21 protein-coding genes and 1 tRNA gene are annotated in these 19,390 nt (G+C 74.7%); 12 read left to right on the top strand and 10 right to left on the bottom strand.

Going from position 1 to position 19,390, the window contains the following annotated elements; genetic code table 11:
• Positions 1–25: 25 nt before the first annotated feature.
• The gene (locus ABD808_RS06215) at positions 26–424 is read right to left on the bottom strand and encodes a hypothetical protein (protein ID WP_344891170.1); all 399 of its coding nucleotides are present in this window, start codon (positions 422–424) and stop codon (positions 26–28) included.
• A gap of 164 nt (positions 425–588) precedes the next feature.
• The gene (locus ABD808_RS06210) at positions 589–2,046 is read right to left on the bottom strand and encodes a benzaldehyde dehydrogenase (protein ID WP_344891167.1); all 1,458 of its coding nucleotides are present in this window, start codon (positions 2,044–2,046) and stop codon (positions 589–591) included.
• Between the two features lie 201 nt (positions 2,047–2,247).
• On the opposite strand from ABD808_RS06210, the gene ABD808_RS06205 reads away from it, so the two are divergent.
• Positions 2,248–2,320, top strand: a tRNA-Gly gene (locus ABD808_RS06205).
• A gap of 136 nt (positions 2,321–2,456) precedes the next feature.
• On the opposite strand, the gene ABD808_RS06200 is transcribed toward ABD808_RS06205, so the two are convergent.
• The gene (locus tag ABD808_RS06200) at positions 2,457–3,218 is read right to left on the bottom strand and encodes a TetR/AcrR family transcriptional regulator (RefSeq protein ID WP_344891164.1); all 762 of its coding nucleotides are present in this window, start codon (positions 3,216–3,218) and stop codon (positions 2,457–2,459) included.
• Positions 3,219–3,324: 106 nt separating this feature from the next.
• Between ABD808_RS06200 and ABD808_RS06195 the strand changes: the two genes are divergently transcribed.
• Positions 3,325–4,323, top strand: coding sequence for an ATP-binding cassette domain-containing protein (locus ABD808_RS06195; protein ID WP_425548891.1), 999 nt, complete (start codon positions 3,325–3,327; stop codon positions 4,321–4,323).
• Positions 4,320–5,174, top strand: coding sequence for an ABC transporter permease (locus ABD808_RS06190; protein WP_344891160.1), 855 nt, complete (start codon positions 4,320–4,322; stop codon positions 5,172–5,174). Before ABD808_RS06195 ends, ABD808_RS06190 begins: the two co-directional genes overlap by 4 nt.
• 61 nt (positions 5,175–5,235) lie before the next feature.
• Here the strand turns inward: ABD808_RS06190 and ABD808_RS06185 are convergent, their stop codons facing one another.
• A complete protein-coding gene (locus tag ABD808_RS06185) occupies positions 5,236–5,781 on the bottom strand; it encodes a GNAT family N-acetyltransferase (RefSeq protein WP_344891157.1) in 546 nt (181 codons plus the stop codon).
• Positions 5,778–6,881, bottom strand: coding sequence for a ribosome small subunit-dependent GTPase A (gene rsgA / locus ABD808_RS06180; RefSeq protein WP_344891154.1), 1,104 nt, complete (start codon positions 6,879–6,881; stop codon positions 5,778–5,780). The genes ABD808_RS06185 and rsgA overlap by 4 nt, the downstream gene beginning before the upstream one ends.
• Before the next feature lie 310 nt (positions 6,882–7,191).
• On the opposite strand from rsgA, the gene ABD808_RS06175 reads away from it, so the two are divergent.
• Complete coding sequence (locus ABD808_RS06175) at positions 7,192–8,436, top strand: hypothetical protein (RefSeq protein WP_344891151.1); 1,245 nt, start codon at positions 7,192–7,194, stop codon at positions 8,434–8,436.
• A gap of 43 nt (positions 8,437–8,479) precedes the next feature.
• Positions 8,480–8,779, top strand: a complete 300-nt coding sequence (locus tag ABD808_RS06170; RefSeq protein WP_344891149.1) for a 4a-hydroxytetrahydrobiopterin dehydratase — start codon at positions 8,480–8,482, stop codon at positions 8,777–8,779.
• Positions 8,780–8,803: 24 nt separating this feature from the next.
• Here ABD808_RS06170 and ABD808_RS06165 read toward each other — a convergent pair whose 3' ends face one another.
• The 3 genes from ABD808_RS06165 to ABD808_RS06155 are packed head-to-tail and all read right to left on the bottom strand — an operon-like array spanning position 8,804 to position 11,074.
• Positions 8,804–9,595 carry an SDR family NAD(P)-dependent oxidoreductase gene (locus tag ABD808_RS06165; RefSeq protein ID WP_344891146.1) on the bottom strand — a complete coding sequence of 264 codons (792 nt, stop codon included), beginning with the start codon at positions 9,593–9,595 and terminating at the stop codon, positions 8,804–8,806.
• Positions 9,596–9,617: 22 nt separating this feature from the next.
• Positions 9,618–9,797 carry a hypothetical protein gene (locus tag ABD808_RS06160; RefSeq protein ID WP_344891143.1) on the bottom strand — a complete coding sequence of 60 codons (180 nt, stop codon included), beginning with the start codon at positions 9,795–9,797 and terminating at the stop codon, positions 9,618–9,620.
• Positions 9,798–9,817: 20 nt separating this feature from the next.
• The gene (locus tag ABD808_RS06155) at positions 9,818–11,074 is read right to left on the bottom strand and encodes an SDR family NAD(P)-dependent oxidoreductase (RefSeq protein WP_344891140.1); all 1,257 of its coding nucleotides are present in this window, start codon (positions 11,072–11,074) and stop codon (positions 9,818–9,820) included.
• A 105-nt stretch (positions 11,075–11,179) separates the two neighbouring features.
• On the opposite strand from ABD808_RS06155, the gene ABD808_RS06150 reads away from it, so the two are divergent.
• Both ABD808_RS06150 and ABD808_RS06145 read left to right on the top strand, forming a co-directional pair.
• Complete coding sequence (locus tag ABD808_RS06150; RefSeq protein WP_344891137.1) at positions 11,180–11,746, top strand: LysR substrate-binding domain-containing protein; 567 nt, start codon at positions 11,180–11,182, stop codon at positions 11,744–11,746.
• A 92-nt stretch (positions 11,747–11,838) separates the two neighbouring features.
• Positions 11,839–12,291, top strand: a complete 453-nt coding sequence (locus tag ABD808_RS06145; protein ID WP_344891134.1) for a DoxX family protein — start codon at positions 11,839–11,841, stop codon at positions 12,289–12,291.
• A 130-nt stretch (positions 12,292–12,421) separates the two neighbouring features.
• Here the strand turns inward: ABD808_RS06145 and ABD808_RS06140 are convergent, their stop codons facing one another.
• A complete protein-coding gene (locus ABD808_RS06140; RefSeq protein ID WP_344892850.1) occupies positions 12,422–13,402 on the bottom strand; it encodes a 3-oxoacyl-ACP synthase III family protein in 981 nt (326 codons plus the stop codon).
• 315 nt (positions 13,403–13,717) lie between these two features.
• On the opposite strand from ABD808_RS06140, the gene ABD808_RS06135 reads away from it, so the two are divergent.
• The 5 genes from ABD808_RS06135 to ABD808_RS06115 all read left to right on the top strand — a co-directional run bounded on the left by ABD808_RS06135 (position 13,718) and on the right by ABD808_RS06115 (position 19,051).
• On the top strand, positions 13,718–14,812 hold the full coding sequence (locus tag ABD808_RS06135; protein ID WP_344891131.1) for an ACP S-malonyltransferase: 1,095 nt from the start codon (positions 13,718–13,720) through the stop codon (positions 14,810–14,812).
• Between the two features lie 52 nt (positions 14,813–14,864).
• The gene (locus ABD808_RS06130) at positions 14,865–16,670 is read left to right on the top strand and encodes an acyl-CoA dehydrogenase family protein (protein ID WP_344891128.1); all 1,806 of its coding nucleotides are present in this window, start codon (positions 14,865–14,867) and stop codon (positions 16,668–16,670) included.
• Between the two features lie 192 nt (positions 16,671–16,862).
• Entirely contained in the window at positions 16,863–17,438 is a 576-nt protein-coding gene (locus ABD808_RS06125) for a TerD family protein (protein ID WP_344891126.1), read from the top strand.
• Positions 17,439–17,627: 189 nt separating this feature from the next.
• The gene (locus ABD808_RS06120) at positions 17,628–18,407 is read left to right on the top strand and encodes an HAD-IIA family hydrolase (RefSeq protein WP_344891123.1); all 780 of its coding nucleotides are present in this window, start codon (positions 17,628–17,630) and stop codon (positions 18,405–18,407) included.
• A gap of 17 nt (positions 18,408–18,424) precedes the next feature.
• The gene (locus ABD808_RS06115) at positions 18,425–19,051 is read left to right on the top strand and encodes an IMPACT family protein (RefSeq protein ID WP_344891120.1); all 627 of its coding nucleotides are present in this window, start codon (positions 18,425–18,427) and stop codon (positions 19,049–19,051) included.
• A 64-nt stretch (positions 19,052–19,115) separates the two neighbouring features.
• On the opposite strand, the gene ABD808_RS06110 is transcribed toward ABD808_RS06115, so the two are convergent.
• On the bottom strand, positions 19,116–19,367 hold the full coding sequence (locus tag ABD808_RS06110; protein ID WP_344891117.1) for a hypothetical protein: 252 nt from the start codon (positions 19,365–19,367) through the stop codon (positions 19,116–19,118).
• Between the last annotated feature and the right edge of the window lie 23 nt (positions 19,368–19,390).

The following is a 19,390-nucleotide window of genomic DNA, read 5'->3' as shown; positions in this document are numbered from 1 at the left end:
ACGGCGGGTCACACGGCGGGGCGGGTCACACTGCTCCGGAGGGCCCGAGCCGGGTCCCGGCGGGCGGCGGTGGCACAGGCCGCTTCACGTTCACGGGCGTTGGCGTTGGCGGTGCCGGCGGGGATGCGGGTGGGGACGAGGGCAGGGAGTCGACGCCGGTCTCGCGGAGCCAGCGGCGCGCGCTGTGCCACCGCTGCTCGTCGCTGACGTCCTGGGCGGGGAGCGGTGTGTCGGGAGGTTCGGCGGGTGTGTCGTCGGCGGAGCTGCCGACGTGGCAGGCGCGCTGGTCGCCGGGTTCGACGATCTGTTTCTCGTAGTTCGGGGGCCAGCGCAGGAGGATCCGGCGGCCGCAGGTGGGGCAGGCCCACTCCTCTCGCCCGGACTCCTCGGTCCGGGTCTTCCGCATCTCGTGCGTTCGGAACACGATGGGTCCTCCTTGACCTCGGCGGGTTCCGGCTACCGGGGGTTGTGGGTTTTGTCATTGCCCACGTCAAGGCGGTTAAACGGGATGGACATCGGGCTTTAACGTCCGGTCATGCCCGGCTTGGTGGAACCGGTGGGGGCGGTGAGTCAGAAGGGAGCCGGGAGTCAGAAGGGGTAGGTGGGGATGGTGTCGCGGACGGTGACCCACTGCGACTCGGTGAACGCCTCGATGTTGGCGTCGGGCCCGCCGAACCGTGATCCGTTGCCGGAGGCGCCGACGCCGCCGAACGGGACGTTGGGTTCGTCGCTGATGGTCTGGTCGTTGATGTGGACCATGCCGGTGGGGACGGCGTCGGCGATCCGCATGGCCTGCCCGACGTCGCCGAGGATGCCGAGCGACAGGCCGTACTCGGTGGCGGAGGCCAGCGCTATGGCCTCCTGCGTGGTGGTGAACGGCACGACGGGCGCGACGGGCCCGAACACCTCGCGGGCGTAGGCGGGCATGCCGGGGGTGACGTCGGCCAGGACGGTCGGCCGGTAGAACAGGCCCTCGTGGGTGCCGCCCGCGGCGAGGCGCGCACCGGCGGCGACGGTGCCGCGGACGAGGTCGTCGACGCGGGCGAGCTGGGTGGCGTCGATGATGGGGCCGAGCGCGACGGGTCCGGTGGCGGGGTTGCCGACGGGGAGTTTGTCGGCGTGGTCGGCGAGGGCGGCGACGTACTCGTCGTGGATGCTGTGGTGGACGAGGTGCCGTCCGGCGGTGAGGCACACCTGTCCCTGGTGCAGGAACGAGCTCCAGGCGCCCGCGGACACGGCGTCGGCGACGTTGGCGCCGGGCAGGACGATGAGGGCGTTGTTGGCGCCGAGTTCCAGGTGGGCGCGTTTGAGGTGGCGTCCGCAGACCTCGCCGATGGTGCGTCCGGCGGCGGTGGAGCCGGTGAACGACACGACCCGCACCTCGGGTGCGGCGACGACGGCCTCGCCGGTGGCGCGGCCGCCGGGCAGCAGGTGCAGGAGCCCTTCGGGGAGTCCGGCCTCCTGGAGGATCCGGGCGATGGCGACGCCGCCGCACACGGCGGTGCGCGGGTCGGGTTTGAGGAGGACGGCGTTGCCGAGGGCCAGGGCGGGGGCGACCGACCGCATCGCGAGCAGGAGCGGGAAGTTGAAGGGGGCGATGACGCTGACGACGCCGGAGGGGCGGCGCCGCGACAGGCTCCACCGGGGCTGCGTCGACGGCAGGACCAGTCCCTGGGGGTGGGCGGCGAGGGCGGCGGCCTCGTGGCACAGGTCGGCGGCGTAGCGGACCTCGACCTCGGCCTTGGGGGGGATCGATCCCGATTCCCGCACGATCCAGCCCTGGACCTCGGCGGCGTGGTCTTCGAGGATCCGTCCGGCGCGGCGCATGACGGCGGCGCGTTCCTCGTAGGTGCGGGTGGCCCAGTCGCGTTGCGCGGACGCGGCGGCTTCGGCGGCGTGCTGGACGTCGGTGTCGGCGGCGAGGCCGACGATGGCCAGGGTCGCGCCGGTGGCGGGTTCGGTGACGGTGTGGACGCCGCCGTCGGCCGCGGCCCAGCCGCCGTCGAAGAGCTTCCCCGTCCACGGGGCGGGGTCGAGCAGCGCCATCGGTTCCTCCTCGCGCGGGGTCCCCCCGCGTGCGGCACGCAGATCCCCGGTTACCACCCTCATGGTGCGGGTGGCGCGCGGGAACTTCACCGTTCCACTCAGTGGAAACGCCCGGCGTCGCCGATATTGCGTTGCGGCGGCGGCGCGGCGGGAGCACCCTGGGAAACGCATCGGACGGACAGCATGCCCGTCGCAGATAACGATCTCGTCGCTCTGTGGTCAGAGGTCCGGCACGCCGCGCCGGTCGCCGCGGGTCCGATTCCCGCCGGGATCACCGCCCCGCCCCCGCTGTCACCCTGGGGGCGGGGTCCGTCGCGTGACAGGACGGTCTGGTCGTCGTCTCAGTGTCCGTCGCGGACCACCGCTGACCCGCCGACCCGGGTCGTTTCGCTGGAAACCACGACCGGGCCTCAGGGGCGGTCGGGCAGGGCGTCGGGTGGGTCGGGGGTGGGGTGGTCGGGGGTGGGGAGGGCGCTGGCGATGCAGTCCAGGACGCGGTCCAGGCCGTAGCGGAACTGGTCGTCGGGGGACATGTGCGGGAGCTGCGCGTCCATGACGATGCGTTCGAACATCGGGTAGTCGCCGGTTTTGAGGAGGTCGGTGACGTAGGGGGCGCTCCGCGCCATCCAGCGTTCGGGGGTCAGGCCGCTGTGCGCGATCTCGCGCTTCCATTCGATCTCGTCGCGGACGACTCGCTCGACGTAGCCGGTCAGCATGTCCAGCAGCGCGAACATGGCGTCGATGGGGACGCCGACGTCCAGGGCGCCGAACGCGAACTCCATCAGCCGGAGCCGCTGGGGGCCCAGGGACGCGCGGGGGCGGTGCAGGGCCGCCATCCAGGGGTGCGCGCGCCACACCGCGCGGGTGCGTTCGGCGATCAGGGTGAGGTCGGCGCGCCAGTCGCCGGAGGGACGGTCGGGGACGTTCATCTCGCCGAGGACGTGGTCGGTCATCAGGTCGAGGAGGTCGTCGCGGGAGGGGACGTAGCGGTACAGCGACATCGCGCCGGTGCCGAGGTCGGCGGCGATGCGGCGCATGGACGCGGCGTCCAGGCCGTCGGCGTCGGCGATGCGGATCGCGGCCTCGGTGATCTGGGTGCGGCTGTAGGCGGGCCGTGGGCCGCGTCCCTGTCGTTCGGGCACCGCCCAGATGCTCACGTCGTCGCCGCTCAAACGGGCCTCCTCGTCGTCGTCCCAGAATCCTAGTTGCGTACGTCGTACCCAGTTGTTTACCCTGGCACTCCCAGCAGTTGCGTACATCGTACTCAGAGGAGTGTCCGTGACGGACGAACCGATCGTGGTCGCCGAGGCGCTGCGCAAGCGCTACGGCGACACCCAGGCCCTCGACGGCCTGGACCTCGCCGTCCCCGCCGGGACGGTCTGCGGCATCCTCGGCCCCAACGGCGCGGGAAAGACAACCGGCGTGCGGATCCTGGCGACGCTGGCCGACGCCGACTCCGGCAGCGCCCGCGTCGCCGGGTTCGACGTGGCGGGCCGACCCGACCAGGTGCGGGCCCGGATCGGGCTGGCCGGGCAGTACGCCGCCGTCGACGAGAAACTCACCGGCCGCGGCAACCTGCGCATGTTCGGCCGCCTCTACCACCTGTCGCGGCGCGCCGCCCGCGCCCGCGCCGACGAGCTGCTGGACCGCTTCGACCTCGCCGACGCCGCCGACCGTCCCGTGTCCGGCTACTCCGGTGGGATGCGCCGCCGCCTCGACCTGGTCGCCAGCCTGATCCTGCGGCCCCAGGTGCTGTTCCTGGACGAACCCACCACCGGCCTGGACCCCCGCAGCCGCGGCGAGATCTGGGACAGCATCCGCGAGCTGGTCGCCGACGGCACCACCGTCCTGCTCACCACCCAGTACCTGGACGAGGCCGACCGGCTCGCCGACAACATCGCCGTCGTCGACCACGGCCGCGTCATCGCCACCGGCACCCCCGACGGGCTCAAGGCCTCGATCGGCGACCGCCTCGACGTCGTCCTGGCCGACCCCGCCACGGCGGGCGCCGCCGCCGACACGCTGCACACCCTCACCGGCACCTACCCGGCCCTGGACGGCGCCCGGCTGACGGTGCCGCTGGCCGCCGGGACGGTCCGCCTCGCCGACGTCGTCCGGGAACTGGACCGCGCGGGCGTCACCACCGCCGACGTCGCGGTGCGCCGACCCACCCTCGACGAGGTGTTCCTCCGCCTCACCGGCGACCGCACCCGCGACCCCATCACCGCCGCCGAACAGACCTCAGCCGAGCAGCCACGCGAGGAGGCCGTGCGATGACCCCAGCGACGACCCCGGCGACCACCACGACGATCACCGCGCCCGCGACCCGCGCCGCGCGGGCGCGGTGGGCGCTCACCGACGGCGTCACCCTCATCGGACGCGAGTTCGGCCGGCTGCGGCAGGAACCCGGCGAACTCATCGCCGCCCTGATCTTCCCCGCCATCATGGTCGTGCTGTTCGGGTACGTGTTCGGCAGCGCCATCGCGGTCCCCGGCGGCGGCAACTACCGCGAGTACCTGATGCCCGGCCTGTTCGCCATGGTCACCTTCACCTCCACCGTGGCCGTGACGCTGCGGGTGGCCACCGACGCCTCCCGCGGCGTCATGGACCGGTTCCGGTCCATGCCCGTGGCGCGGTCGGCGGTCCCGTTCGGGCAGACCGGCGCCGACGCCCTGCACGGCGTCCTCGCCCTGGTCATCATGGCCGCCGCCGGGCTGGTCGTCGGGTGGCGCGCCCACCGCGGCATCGTCCCCACCGCCGAGGCGTTCGCGTTGCTGGCGCTGACGCGGTACGCGCTGAGCTGGGCGGGCTGCTACCTCGGGCTGGTGGTGAAGAACGAGCAGGTCGCCGACCAGCTCGTGCCGCTGGTGTTCCCGGTCACGATGCTGTCCAACTCGTTCGTCCCGACCGGCGGGATGCCGACCGTGCTGCGCGTCGTCGCCGACTGGAACCCCGTCAGCGCCCTCACCGCCGCGTGCCGCGACCTGTTCGGCAACCCCGGCGCGCCCGCCGCCGACGCCGCCTGGCCGCTCGCGCACCCCGTCACCGCCACGCTCGGCTGGTCGGTGCTGCTGCTGGCGGTGTTCGTGCCGCTGTCGGTGCGGACCTACCAGCGGCGCGGACGGTGACGCCGGACCGCGACCCGCCGCGACCCCCGGTGACGGGGGCGGACGGGTCGCGGTCCGGTGCTCACACCCCGAACGGAGCCGGGTACTCCACCGTCCCGGACGGGACCTCACCCGGGCCGTCCAGGACCAGCGCCATCAGCGCCTCGTCCGGCACCGGGAACCGCACCGACACCCCCAGCGACGACGCCCGGACGAACCCGAACCGCGGGTAGTACTCCGGATGGCCCAGCACCACCACCAGCCGCTCGCCCCGGCCCGTGGCCGCGCGGGCCGCCGCCGCGTCCAGGGCGGCGCGGACCGCCGCGCCGCCCCCGCCGCGCCGCTGCCAGCGCGGCAGCACCGCCACCGGCGCCAACGCCAGCGCCGCGTCCCCACCGACCCGGCAGCGGGTGACCAGCGCGTACGCGGCGACACCACCTTCCGCCGGACCTGCGGACTCCGCGGGTTCCGCGGGCTCGGCGACGATCGACAGGTCCGGGATCCACGCCGGGTCGGCGCGCAGCGCGTCCACCAGGTCCGCCTCGGCGGGAGTCGGGAACGCCGCCGCCACCGTCGCGCGGACCGCGTCGCGGTCACCGGCCGTCTCCGGCCTGGTCGTCCACCTCATCGGTCTCGCCCCTCCCGCCGGTCCTGCTGATATTTCTGCCGTTGCAGCAGGGTGATGGCCCTGCGGCGGTTCTGGAGTTCGGCGTGCAGCCGCGCGTCGGTCCGCGCCGCCGCCCACTCGTTCTCGCGCTGAAGCTTGCGGTAGCTGTCCAGGCGGCGGCGAGGCAACGCGCCGTCCTCGACCGCGGCCAGCACCGCGCAGCCCGGTTCGGTGTCGTGCGCGCAGTCACCGAACCTGCACCCGGCGGCCAGGTCCTCGACGTCGGCGAACGCGCGTTCCAGGCCCGTGGACGCCTCGAACAGGCCCACGCCGCGCAGCCCCGGCGTGTCGATCAGCACGCCGCCGCCCGGCAGCGGCAGCAGCTCCCGCCGCACGGTGGTGTGGCGGCCCTTGCCGTCCCCGGCGCGGACCGCGCCGGTCGCCAGGACCTCGGCGCCCAGCAGCGCGTTGCCGAGCGTGGACTTGCCCGCGCCGGACGGGCCGACCAGTACGACCGTCCCGGCCAGTACGGCGCGGACGGCGTCGACGCCGTCACCGGTCGCGGCGCTGCACATCGCCACGTCCACGCCCGGCGCGGCCCCGGCGACCCGGTCCCGCGCCTGGTCGGCGTCCGCGGCGGACCGGGCCAGGTCGGACTGGGTGAGCACGACCACCGGCCGCGCGCCGCTCTCCCAGGCCAGCGCCAGCAGCCGCTCGGCGCGGCCCAGGTCCACGGCGACGGCCAGCGACACCGCGATCGCCACGGTGTCGACGTTGGCGGCCAGCACCTGGCCGCGTGAGTCCCGCGCCGCCGACGACCGCACGATCGCGGTCCGGCGCGGCAGCAGCGCCGCGATCGCCGGGCGCCCGTCCGGGCCGTCCGGACGCAACGCCGCCCAGTCGCCCGTGCACGGCGGATCCGATGTGATGGATCCGGTGGCTCCGGTGGAGGCGCGGGTCGGGCCGGTGTCGGTGACCACGTCGCACAAGCCGCGGTCGACCGCCGCGACCCGACCCGGGATCAGCCCGGCGGCGCGGTGGGAAGTGAACTCGTTCTCCAGGGACGTGTCCCAGCCATAGGCGGCCAGGGGCGACGACCCCGCTGAAAAGGATGAAGACAACGGTGGAACCTTCGTGTGAAGGGGCCCCGGCGCGGACGCGTCGCACACACAGAAGAAAAGGGTGCGGGAACCTGTCAGCCGGAGGCCCGGGACATGAGGACGGGCCTGGTGCCGTGTACGGCAACCATCGCAACGACGGCCATGCGTCCTCACCTCCTCACGGGTTCATCCGCGACCTTACCCCCGGCCACGCCGCCGCGCCAACCGAATTACCGGCCGGGACGGATTCGGCGGGGCGCGCCGGAACCAGCGGCGGTGTTCGGAAGTTATGGTGATTTGTGGGGCGGGTCGCGATGAGGGGTCGTGAGACGTGAACGACATCGACGACAAGGGCACCGAGGGCGACGGCACGCCGGACGGGCCCACCGAACCTTCCGGGGTCACCGGGTTCACCGCGGGCACCGGGTTCGGCGCGCGCGCCGGACGGGCCGACCGGGCCGCCGCCGACCTGCTGGAACAGGTCTGGGGCGGGCTGGGCCCCGCCGCCGCGACCGCCGCGCGCACGGCCGCCGGAGCCGCCGAACCCGTCACCTCCGCCGCCCGCGACGCCGCCGCGCTCGCCGCGTCCCGCGTCCTGGAACAGCTGTCGGGGACGCCCGCGATGACCGCGATCGAGCAGGCCGCCCGCGACGCCGCCGTCAGCGCCGCCAGAGCGGTCGCCGAACGCGCCGTCACCGAGGCCCGCGCCGCCGCCGCGACCAACCCCGCCACCGCCGGGGCGTTCGAGGCCGCCACCACCGCGATGACCTACGCCGAACAGGCCGCCCGGCACCCCATGGCGGTCGCCGCGCGCCGCCTGGCCAAGGACAGCCCCCTGGCCCGCACCGTCTCGGCGACCATCTCGGCCGGAGTGTCCGCCACCGTGTCCGCCACGGTGTCGGTCACCGGGTCCTCGCCGGTCGTGCAGGCCGCGACCAGGGTCGTCGTGGACGCCGCCGTCGACACCGTCGCGGGCGCCGCCGCCGACGCCGCCATGATCGTCGGACGGGACGTCGTCGCCCGCGTCGTCCGCGAGACCGCCGAACAGGCCGCCCGCGACCTGGCCGCCGCGCTCCGCGACCGCGCCCGCGACAGCGGGGTCGCCGCCGAACTCGCCCCGCTCACCGACGCCGCCCGTCCCGCCGCCCAGACCGCGGCCCGCGCCGCCGGGGGGCTGCTCGCCGCCGCCACGGGCAGCGCCGTCGCCCGCACCGCCCGCGAACTGGCGCTGCGGACCGTGTCGCGCGCCGCGTCCGCCGCGATCGAGGCCGTCCTGCGCGAACTGATCCGCGACGCCCTCAAACTCGCCCTGAAGGACACCCTGCGCGGCATGATCGTCGGCGTCGCCCGCGACGTCGTCGTCGACACCGCCAAGACCACCTGGACCACCGCCACCCGCCCGGCCACCGTCCAACCGGTCACCGTGCCCGTTCCGGAACCTGTCACGGGGACCGTGGTGATCCAGGCGACCGTGGAACCTCCCGTGGAACCTCCCACGGACGTGTGGGCCGCCGCCACGGGGGACATCAGTGGAGACACCAGTAAGGACACCGCCGGGGACGGCGGGCCCTCCTGACACCGGGGCGGGCCGTCCCCTCACCGACACCGAGGGAGAACCGATGGCCGACACGCTCGACGACGCCGCCGTCACCGACCGGCTGCGTGACCTGCCCGCCTGGAGCCGCGACGGCGACCAGATCCGGCGGGAGGTGACCGCGCCGTCGTTCCTCGCCGGGATCGACGTGGTCACCGACGTCGCCCGCGCCGCCGAGGACGCCGACCACCACCCCGACATCGACATCCGCTGGCGCACCCTGGTGTTCACGCTCACCACCCACAGCGCCGGCGGCCTCACCGGCAAGGACTTCGACCTCGCCGCCACCATCGACCAGATCACCGCCCGCCACGACGCCGAATAGGGGACGGACGGTTCCGGCGCGGGGTCAGTGGGCGGAGAAACCGCCGTCCACGAAGATCGCCTGCCCGGTGACGTAGGCGGCCGACGCCGACGCCAGGAACACCGCCGCGCCCGCGAAGTCCGCGGCCAGACCGTTGCGGCCCGTCAGCGTCCGCTGCGCCAACGCCCGCACCATCGCCGGGTCCGAGGACAGCCGCGCGTTCAGCGGCGTCATCACGAACCCCGGCACCAGCGCGTTCGCGGTCACCCCACGACCCGACCACGCCTCGGCCTGCGACCGGGCCAACGCCACCAGCCCCGCCTTGGACACCCCGTAGGCGCCGCTGGTCACCGACGCGCGGAACGCCTGCTGGGACGCGATGTGGATCAGCCGCCCGAACCCCCGCGCCGCCATCGCCGGACCGAACCGCTGCCCGAGCAGGAACGGGGCGTCCAGGTTCACCGCCATCGTGGTGTCCCACACGTCCTCGCCGAGCTCGTCCATCGGCGGCCGCAGGTTCACCCCGGCCGCGTTCACCACGATGTCCGGCTCCCCGAACGCGGCCGCCACGTCCTCGGCGGCGCGCGCGACCCCGTCCCGCGACCCCAGGTCGGCGGCGACCCACGCCGCCCGGCACCCGTGACCCTCCAACTCGGCGACGGTCGAGGCCAGCTCCGCCTCCCGCCGCGCGATCACCACCACCGACGCGCCCGCCCGGCCCAACGCCTCGGCGATCGCCCGGCCGATGCCCGAGCTGCCGCCCGTCACCACCGCGACCCTGCCCTCCAGCGAGAACAACTCGGCCAGATACGCGGTGGGTGACCGGTGATCGCTCATGGCCGCACAGTTTAGAGGGGCGTCACCGGCCGGGCTGGGGCCGTCCTTCGCCGGACGCGTCGCCCGGCGGGTCGCCCGTTGCGGTGTCGGGGTGGGTGTCGGTTTTGGTGGACGTCCTGCGGCGGCGCGTCTCGCGTGCGGCGACGACCACCGCGACCAGGATCGGGGGGAAACGGCCGGGCGGCCACGCCCGGTAGACCAAAGTCGACGCCCCCCGGGGACTCAGGCGAAGCGCCACCGGGTCGCGCCGAACGGCTCGGTGATCCCGACCGCGACGACGGTGTGGAAGGTGAAGCGGAACACGTGCCAGGGCGGCGGGCCCGCGCTCTGCGCGCTGAACGGCGCGGTGAGCGCGTCCCCGTCGACCTGCGCGGGCCAGCCGCCCTCGCGGTATCCGGCGGCGACCGGCTCCAGCACGGCCGGGTCGGTGACGCGCCGCGCGTCGCCCTCCAGGACCACGTCCGCGACCGGGGTCCGGATCGAGAACGTGCACGCCGGGTTGGCCGCCAGGTCACCGGACTTGCGGGTGCCGGGCCCGCTGGTGCAGTACAGGTCGCCCTCGTACCACTGCGCGCCGACGCCCGCGGCGTGCGGGCGGCCGTCGGGGCGGGCGGTGCCCAGGAACACCGGCGTCTCCATCTTCGGCAGCGCCGCGACCAGCGCGTCCCTGACGGTCTCCCACGCCAGTTCCCCGCCGCCGTAGATGTCGAGGTTACGGGCCTCCACGGGCTCACGGTCGGTCATCGTCCTCGCCTGCCTTCCTCGTCCGGGCCCTCCACGGGCGGGTGGGGCCGTCGCGAATGTAGACGGCGCTCGGCGCGTGAACTCATCGGCGCCGCCCTGCGCGGCGGTCCGGGTGACCGTCCGGCCGGTGGCGCGGGTGTAGGGGACGGTGAAGTCGGTCGCGCACGCGCCGGGCGCGGCGGCGTTGACCAGGATCCCCTCGGGGCGCAGCCGTTTGGCGTACTGGACGGTCAGCATGTTCAGCGCCGTCTTGGACGCCGGGTAGGCGACCGACGCCTCCATCCCGGCGAAGTAGTGGTCCGGGTCGGTCATCGCGGTCATAGAGGACGTGCCGCTGGAGATGTTCACGATCCGCGCCGACGACGACCGGCGCAGCAGCGGCAGCATCGCGTTGGTCACCCGGATCACCCCGAACAGGTTGGTGTCGAACACCTGCCGCACGACGTCCAGGTCGGCCTCGTCGGGCAGGTGGGGCGTCCCGCCGGAGATGCCCGCGTTGTTGACCAGCACGTCCAGGCGCCCGGCCGTCGTGGTGACGGTGTGGGCGGCGGCGGTGACCGTGGCGGGGGAGGTGACGTCCACGACGACGGCGCGGGCGTCATACCCGTCGGCGCGCAGCGCGGCGGCCGTGTCCTCGCCCTGGCGGGGGTCGCGGGCGCCGATCAGCACGGTCATGCCGCGCGCGGCGAGCCCTTCGGCGACGGCGCGGCCGATGCCCTTGTTCGCCCCCGTCACCAAGGCCACCGTGGGCGACGCCTGGGGTGCCGGGGCGGGTGCTGGGTCCGCCGGACCCGCCGCGCCGGACACGACGGCCCCGACGGGCCGCGCCTGGTGCTGGCGATGAAACCCGGCGGGGACGGCGGCGGGCTCCTCCCGGAGATCCTGGCCGCCTACGAACACGACCCCGCCGCGGTCCCGGTGGAGATGCTGTTCGGGTACGGGGCGGCGCAGGCGCTGCGCGACGGCCGCGCCGACGCCGCGTTGCTGTACACGCCCCGGCAGGACGTCACGGGCCTGGCCACCGAGCCGCTGCTGGAGGAGGACCAGATCGCGGTCCTGCCGCGCGGGCACCGGCTGGCGGGCCGCACCGAGTTGTCGACCCGCGACCTGGACGGTGAGCCCCGCCCCCGCCTCACCGGCGCGCGGCGCCCCGGGGACGGCCCGCGGATCCAGGACGCCGGGCACCTCATGCAGCTCATCGCGCTCGGCCGCGCGGTGGCGGTGCTGCCCGCGTCGTGGCGGGGGCTGCTGCGCGACGACCTGACGGCGATCCCGGTCCGCGACGCCGACCCGACGACGCTGGTGCTGGCGTGGCCCGAGACGTCCCGGTCCCGTCCGCTGGCGGCGTTCGTGCGGGCCGCGACCACCGCCGCGGCCGAGTTCACCCCGCCGCGACACCCCTCCTGAAAAATTCTTCTGGAGAGATGTCGATCCGGGGCGGGGCCGTGCGACGCACCGGTGAAAGAGCCGATGAGACACCGCACGGAAGGACCCCAGCCATGACCACCCTGAACACCCACCCCACCACCGCCCCCGCCACGTCCGCCGCGGGTGGCGGCGGTTCCCTGCGCCGGGTGCTGTGGGCCGCGCAGATCCTGCTGGCGGCGTTCCTGCTGATCGGCTCGGCGCTGCCGAAGTTCGCCGGACAGTCCGACGCCGTGCGGACCTTCACCGATATCGGCTGGGGCCAGTGGCTGCGGTACGTGACCGGGACCGTCGAGGCCGCCGGGGCGATCGGCCTGGTCGTGCCCCGGCTGGCCGGGCTGGCCGCGACCGGGCTGATCGGCCTGATGGGCGGCGCCGTCCTCACCCAGCTGCTGGTCCTGGAGCCGGTGTGGAGCCTGCTGCCCGCCGTGTTCGCGGTCGTGTTCGCGGCGGTCGCGTGGGACCGGCGCGCCGAGTCCCGCCAGGTGCTGCGCTCGCTGCGCCGCGCCCCGTCCCGCACCCCCTGACCCCGGGCCGATGATCCGCCGGACGGTCCGCCGCCCGGTCCGTCCGGCGACATCCGCGCGACGACCCGGCGGATCGGTCGCCGGACGGACCGTCCTCACCCGTCCTGGCCCCGTGTTCACCCGGCGCGGGTCAGGACGGCGGCCAGGTGATGAGGGTGTGCCCCCAGGTGAGGCCCGCGCCGAAACCGGCGATCAGGACCAGGTCGCCGGGCGCGACCCGGCCCGCCCGCAGGGCCCGGTCCAGCGCGTAGGGGAGGCTGGCCGCGCCGATGTTCCCCACGTCGTACCCGGAGATCGCCAGCTGCGCCGGGTCGAGCCCCGCGTCGGGCGCCAGCGAGGCGACCAGTCGCGGGTTGGGCTGGTGCGGGACGACCAGCGCCAGGTCGGCGGGCTTGACCCCGGCGGCCTCGGTCGCCTCGGCCACCAGCCGGGGGAAGATCCCGGCGATGAAGTCGCGGGTGGCGCGGCCGTTCATGTGGATGGTGTGTCCCCGGTCGGCCAGGGTGTCGGCGCTGGCGGGACGGCGGCTGCCGCCCGCGGGGATCAGGACGTCCCCGGCCTGCGAACCGTCCGCGCCGAGCGTGACCGGGCCGAGCCCGTAGGGCGGGGCGGACGGGCCGAGGACGGCGGCGGCGGCGCCGTCCCCGAACAGCGCGGTGGTGCCCCTGTCGGCGGGGTCCAGGAACCGCGAGTACACCTCGACGCCGATAACCAGCGCGTGCGGCGCGGCCACCGGCTGGGCGGCCAGCCACCCGACCGCGGTCTGTAACCCGTAGACGAACCCGGCGCACGCGGCGGCGATGTCGAACGCGGCGGCGTCGCGGGCGCCCAGCAGCGCCTGGACGCGGCACGCGGTGGACGGGCCGAGCTCGTCGGGGGTGGAGGTGCCGAGCACGATCAGGCCGATGTCGGCGGCCTCCAGGCCCGCCGCCCGCAGGGCCCGTCCGGCGGCGGCCGCGGCCAGGTCGGAGGCGGCCTGCTCGGGCGCGGCGACGTGCCGGTGGCGGATGCCGGTGCGGCGCTCGATCCACGACGGGTCGAGGCCGAGGGAACGCGAAACGTCCTCGCTTCGCACGCGCCGGGACGGGAGATACGCGCCCGTACCCCGAATCGCCCACGACCTTTCCCCGTTGTCGAGCCGTCCGGAATTGGGTCGGTCATGCCGCGATCTGTGCTCGGGCCCGATCATTTCACGCTCCCCTCGTCCGGCGTTCCCGCCGGTGATAACGGTCGGCCCGTCGTCCGCGACCCCCGCGCGGTCCCGCCTCTCCACGGGCGCGCGTGACGTGCTCATACCACTGAGGGTTGCCAGGCCGATCCCTCGTGTGAATAATCCCATTTCACCGTTTATGTGCCATACCTGTGAGCTAAGTAGGCTTTATCCGAAAGGCAATGTGAGTCTTCCTTCCAGGTAAGGAGACCCCGGGTGTTCTCTGCTCCGCGTCCGGCCGAAACCCCCCATACCGACACCCCTGCGACCGACTTGCGGACCATCATCATCAATTCCGGACTGCTCCATTCCGGTGACTCCTGCGCCTTCCTTTTCGCCGGGACCGGCGCGACCGCCGTCCCCGACCTGCCCGCGCTGACCCGCAACGGGCGCTTCTCCGGAGGCGGGCATGGGCACGGCAACGGACACGGCGATTGGCACGGCAGTGGGCACGGCGCCGGGGACGGGGTCGCGCGGGCCGTCGCCGACGTGCTGGACGCCGTCCAGGAAGGGCTGCCCCGCACCCGGTGGCCGTCGCTGCGCGCCGTCCTGCTCGACGACCCCGCCTCCTACCGCGCCGCCGCCGCCCGCGTCCCCGGCGTCGCGCAGCTCGCCGGATACGCCGCGTCCCTCGCCGTCGACCGGGCCCTGCGCGCCAGCGGCGTCCACCCCGCCTACGCGGTCGGGCAGAGCTTCGGGGAGATCGCCGCGCTCGTCGCCGCGGGCGCGTTCACCATCGCCGACGGCGCCCGCATGGCCGTCAGCCTCGTCGACGTCCTGGGGCGGCGCGGCCGGGGCGGCGGGATGGGCCTGCTGGAGTCCGGTGAGGACGGCGCGCAGGCGTGCATCCGCGCCGCCGCCGCCCCGCAGGTCGTGGTGGCGTGCCTGAACGCGCCGTCGGCGACGGTCGTGTCCGGGCCGCAGGGGCCCCTGGAACGGGTGCTGGAGGTCGCGCGCGGCAGGGGAGTGCGGGCGGTGCGGCTCGCCGTCCCCTACCTGTCGCACCATCCGGCCATGGCCGGTGCCGACGACGAGTGGTACGCCCTCATCCGCCGGTTCCCGCAACGGCCCCTGGAGACGCCGGTGCACTCGCCGGTGCGGGGCCGCGCCTACCGGGACGGCGACGACCTGCACCGCGCCCTGGCCGACTGCATCGTCAGACCGGTGCGGCTGCCCGCCGCGCTGCGCGCCGTCCACGAGGCGGGCGCGACCGTGTTCGCCGAGGCGGGCGCCGGTGAGGCGCTGTGCCGGTGCGCGCGGCTGACCGTCCCCGGCGCGCGGACCCTGACCCCGCTGCGCACCCGCCCCTGACCTGACAGCCGCACGGAACCGTTCGGGGGAACGTTCCGAGGAATGGAGAGCCGTGGACACCGCCGTCAATCCCGCCGCCGCCGCCGATCGGGGGCTCGTCCGGTTCGTGCGCGGGGCGTTCCTGGACGCCGAGGTCCGGGCGCGTCTGGACGCCGCCGTCCCCGACGAGTACTTCACCTACCCCGACGGGCTCACCGTCCGGGAACGGCAGGCCCTCACCTACCAGCGGCTGCGCGCCGCTGGCCGTGCCGCGCCGCCCGCCGACCGGCTGCTGGACGACCCCCCGGCGCTGTGCGCGCTGCTGGCACGCGCCGCCGTCGCCGACCCCGCCCTGTTCCACGTGATGCTGCTGCACTACACCCTGGCGCTCGGCCCCATCCTGCGGTTCGGCGCCGCGCAGGACGGCCCCCGCGCCGCCCGCGACGCCCTGACCGGCATGGACTCGTTCGGGACGCTGCTGATGACCGAGGTCGGCCGCAGCAACAGCCACCTGTCGCCCCGCACCGTCGCCCGCCACGACCCCGCGTCCGGCGGGTTCGTGCTCAGCACCCCCGACGGGCCCGCCGCCAAGTTCCCCACCAGCACCGCCCACCCCGACCTCCCCAAGACCGCCGCCGTCTACGCCACCCTCGTCCACGACGGCGCCGAACGCGGCGTGTTCGTGTTCGTCGCGCCGCTGCGCGGCCCCGGCGGCACACCCGCGCCCGGCGTAAGGATTCTGGCGGCCCCCGAGACCAGCGGCCTGCCCGTCGACTACGCCGCCGTCCGGCTGGACGACCTGACCGTCCCCTACGAGGCGTGGCTGCGCGACGGCGCGTCCATCACCGCCGACGGCGCCTTCCGCGACCCGGCCGGGACGGCGGCCGCGCGGCTCACCCGCTCGATGGGCATCGCCCCGCCGGTGTGGCGGGGCGTCATCTGCGCGTCGGCCGCGATCGCCCGGGCGTCGGCCGGGATCCTGCTGGCGCACTCGGCGGGCCGCGGCACCCTCGGACGGCTCGCGCCCCGGCGGCCGCTGACCGACTACCGCAACCAGCGCGAGGCCGTCCTGGGCGCGGTGGCCGCCGGTTACGCGCTCACCGCCGTCGCCCACCACGTCGCCTCCGCGCCCGCCGCCGCCCCGGCCGGTGCCGGGCCCGACACCGCGTGGGCGCCGTGGTCGGCCGTCGACCGCGACCTGGCGCTGCTGAAGACCGCCGCGACCGTCCAGGCGGACCGCACCGTGACGGCGTGCCGCACGCACTGCGGCGCGCCCGGCTTCGCCGCCACCGAACGCCTCAACGCCTACCGTGGCCTCACCCACGCCTACGCCACCGCGGGCGGCGACAACGAACTGATCCTCTACGACACCGCCCGCGCCATGGCCGACCTGGACCGCTACACCCCACCCGACCCCGGCGCCGCGCCCGGGGGCGGGGATCTGGCGTCTCTGGACGGGTGTCTGGGCCTGGCCGCGGCCACGGAACGGCGGATGCGCGACCGGCTCGCCGCGCGGGTCGAGGCCGCCCGCCGGTCCGGCGACGACCCGTTCACCGCCTGGAACGACAACCTCGCCCTGGCCGCGCGGACCGCCACGGCCTGCGCCGACCGGATCGTCCTGGAGATCCTGCGCGCCGCCGCCGACACCGGGCCCGCCGCGCTGCGCCCCGTCCTGGGCCTGCACGCCCTCAACCTGCTCGGCCGCCGCGCCGCCGACCTGCTCAACGAGGGCGTCCTGCCGCCCGGGGGCCTGGACGGGCTGGGGGCCGCGCGGCGCCGCGTCTGCGACGACCTGGCGCCCCACGCCGCCGACCTGGCCGCCGCGTTCGACCTGCCCGCGCCGATCACCGCCCCGACCGCGTTCCTCGCCGACATCTGACCCGGCAAGCCTTGGCGTGGGCCCCCGGGTGAGGCTCGGGGGGAGGGGTAGGACGGGGAAAACCGCACGCCACGCCGCGAATTTGCCAAGGATGCGGGGGAACCAGTGTGAGATGGCTACCGTTCTCGTAAGACAGATGAACACGAGCGGGTGACAACCGGCCCGCAAAGGCCGATACGGGAGGTAGACACAGTGGGAGTCAGTCTGAGCAAGGGCGGCAACGTCTCGCTGACCAAGGAGGCTCCAGGACTGACCGCCGTCGTGGTCGGACTGGGTTGGGACGTGCGGACCACGACCGGCACCGACTTCGACCTGGACGCCAGCGCGCTGCTGTGCTCGGCGGAGAACAAGGTCCTGTCGGACCAGCACTTCGTGTTCTTCAACAACCTCAAGAGCCCCGACGGATCCGTCGAGCACACCGGCGACAACCTCACCGGTGAGGGCGAGGGCGACGACGAGCAGATCAAGGTGGGGTTGAGCACCGTCCCCGCCGAGATCACCAAGATCGTTTTCCCGGTGTCCATCTACGACGCCGACGGCCGCCAGCAGAACTTCGGTCAGGTCCGCAACGCCTTCATCCGCGTGGTGAACCAGGCCGACAACAGCGAACTCGCCCGTTACGACCTGTCGGAGGACGCCTCGACCGAGACCGCGATGGTGTTCGGCGAGCTGTACCGCAACGGCGAGGAGTGGAAGTTCCGCGCCGTGGGCCAGGGGTACGCCTCCGGCCTGGCCGGTATCGCGTCCGACTTCGGCGTCAACGTCTGACCTTCGGCGTCGCGGACCGGCGTGTCGGCGTGAGCGGCGGGGCGTCCCGGGCCCGTCCCCCGGGGGCGCCCCGCTCGCACGTCCGGCCGCGGCGTCCAGCAGCCCATCCACGCGTTCGGGCAGGCGGCCTTCGCGCGGGGCGGGCGGGGGACGGTCTTCCGCCTCCGGTGATCCTGCGACAATGAGGGCATGACCGAGCGCGGGCCCATCGACTACTGGCTGTCGGACATGGACGGGGTGCTGGTGCACGAGGGACGACCCGTCCCCGGCGCCGCGGAGTTCATCGGCCGCCTGTCGGCCTCGGGCAAACCGTTCCTCGTCCTCACCAACAACTCGATCTACACCCGCCGGGACCTGTCGGCGCGGCTCGCGACGGCGGGCCTGCGCGTCCCCGCCGAGTCGATCTGGACGTCCGCGCTTGCCACCGCCCGGTTCCTCGCCGACCAGCGCCCCGAAGGGTCGGCGTACGTGATCGGGGAGGCGGGCCTGACCACGGCGCTGCACGAGGCGGACTTCGTCCTCACCGACATCGACCCCGACTACGTCGTCCTCGGCGAGACCCGCACCTACAGCTTCTCCCAGATCACCCGCGCGATCCGGCTGATCGAGGGCGGCGCCCGGTTCGTCGCCACCAACCCCGACCCGGTCGGCCCGTCCCCGGAGGGCTCACTGCCCGCCTGCGGCGCGGTCGCCGCGCTGATCACCCGCGCGACGGGCGTGGAACCCTACTTCGTCGGGAAACCCAACCCGCTGATGATGCGGACCGCGCTGAACGTCGTCGGCGGGCACAGCGAACGCACCGCGATGGTCGGCGACCGGATGGACACCGACATCGTCGCGGGCGTCGAGGCCGGGCTGCGGACGTTCCTGGTGCTGACGGGCGTGACCCGCAAGGACCAGATCGCCCGGTTCCCGTTCCGCCCGCACAGCGTCGTCGCGTCCGTCGCCGACCTCGTCGACCTGGTCTGACCGGCCCGGGGAACCGCGTGCGCACGATCCGTCAGGCGGGCACCCGCGAGCTGGAGGTCCGCCGGTCCCGGTTCGTGTGCACCCTCACCCGCGCCGCCGGACCCGACGAGGCCGCCGAGTTCCTGGCCGGGCACCGCCGCGCCCACCGCGACGCCACCCACAACTGCACCGCCTACGTCGTCGGCGAGCACGGCGAGATCACCCGCAGCAGCGACGACGGCGAACCCGCCGGGACGGCGGGCGTCCCGATGCTGGAGGTGCTGCTGCGCCGCGGCCTGACCGGCACCGTCGCGGTCGTCACCCGCTACTTCGGCGGCGTGAAACTCGGCGCGGGCGGCCTGGCCCGCGCCTACGGGCACGCCGTCGCCACCACCGTCGACGCCGTCGGCGTGGTCGAACTGTGCCCGGTGGTGACGGTCACGGTCACCGTGGAGCACGCGTTGACGGGACGGTTCCTCGGCGACCTGCACGCCCGCGGTGTCCGGCCCGGCGAGGTCCACTACGGGCGGGACGTGGAGACCGACGTCGCCGTCCCGGCCGCGGAGCTGGAGGAGTTCGAGGCTTGGGCCGCGCAGGTCACCGCAGGCCGCGCGACCCTGCGCCGCGGCGCCCCCGGCTACATCGAGGTCCCCGTCACCCCCTGACCCCGGGCCACCCGCCCCCGCCGAACCCGACCCCCGGGCTCTGGGCGCCTGGGCGGGTGCTGGGCTAGCTGCCGAGGCTTTCCAGGGCGACGTCCAGGCGCTGCGCGAGGGTTTCGAGTTGTTCCTCGTTCGCGCCGGTGTCGAACTCGGCGATCACCGCGCTGCGGGTCGTGACGACCAGGGCGTCCTCGGGGTCGTCGCCGCGGCCGGGATCGTCGGGGACGACGGCGGCCCGTCCCGCGACCACCACCAGCGCCGCGTCGCGGTGCGCGGAGGCCAGCAGGGCGTGCAGGTGCTCGGCAGTGATCGTCGGCATGCGGTGACCTCCAGATGTCGTCC

Origin of the sequence: Actinomadura meridiana (assembly GCF_039537545.1) — a bacterium.
Lineage (GTDB): Bacteria > Actinomycetota > Actinomycetes > Streptosporangiales > Streptosporangiaceae > Spirillospora > Spirillospora meridiana.
Note: the sequence above shows the minus strand (reverse complement) of the source record. Positions and strands in the feature narration are given on the sequence as shown.

What these genes read in the sequence shown, in the direction of transcription:
- ABD808_RS06210 (WP_344891167.1), bottom strand. Translation starts at nt 2,046, where the DNA reads ATGGCGCTGCTCGACCCCGCCCCGTGGACGGGGAAGCTCTTCGACGGC.
- ABD808_RS06190 (WP_344891160.1), top strand. Translation starts at nt 4,320, where the DNA reads ATGACCCCAGCGACGACCCCGGCGACCACCACGACGATCACCGCGCCC.
- ABD808_RS06185 (WP_344891157.1), bottom strand. Translation starts at nt 5,781, where the DNA reads ATGAGGTGGACGACCAGGCCGGAGACGGCCGGTGACCGCGACGCGGTC.
- ABD808_RS06170 (WP_344891149.1), top strand. Translation starts at nt 8,480, where the DNA reads ATGGCCGACACGCTCGACGACGCCGCCGTCACCGACCGGCTGCGTGAC.
- ABD808_RS06165 (WP_344891146.1), bottom strand. Translation starts at nt 9,595, where the DNA reads ATGAGCGATCACCGGTCACCCACCGCGTATCTGGCCGAGTTGTTCTCG.
- ABD808_RS06150 (WP_344891137.1), top strand. Translation starts at nt 11,180, where the DNA reads ATGAAACCCGGCGGGGACGGCGGCGGGCTCCTCCCGGAGATCCTGGCC.
- ABD808_RS06145 (WP_344891134.1), top strand. Translation starts at nt 11,839, where the DNA reads ATGACCACCCTGAACACCCACCCCACCACCGCCCCCGCCACGTCCGCC.
- ABD808_RS06120 (WP_344891123.1), top strand. Translation starts at nt 17,628, where the DNA reads ATGACCGAGCGCGGGCCCATCGACTACTGGCTGTCGGACATGGACGGG.
- ABD808_RS06110 (WP_344891117.1), bottom strand. Translation starts at nt 19,367, where the DNA reads ATGCCGACGATCACTGCCGAGCACCTGCACGCCCTGCTGGCCTCCGCG.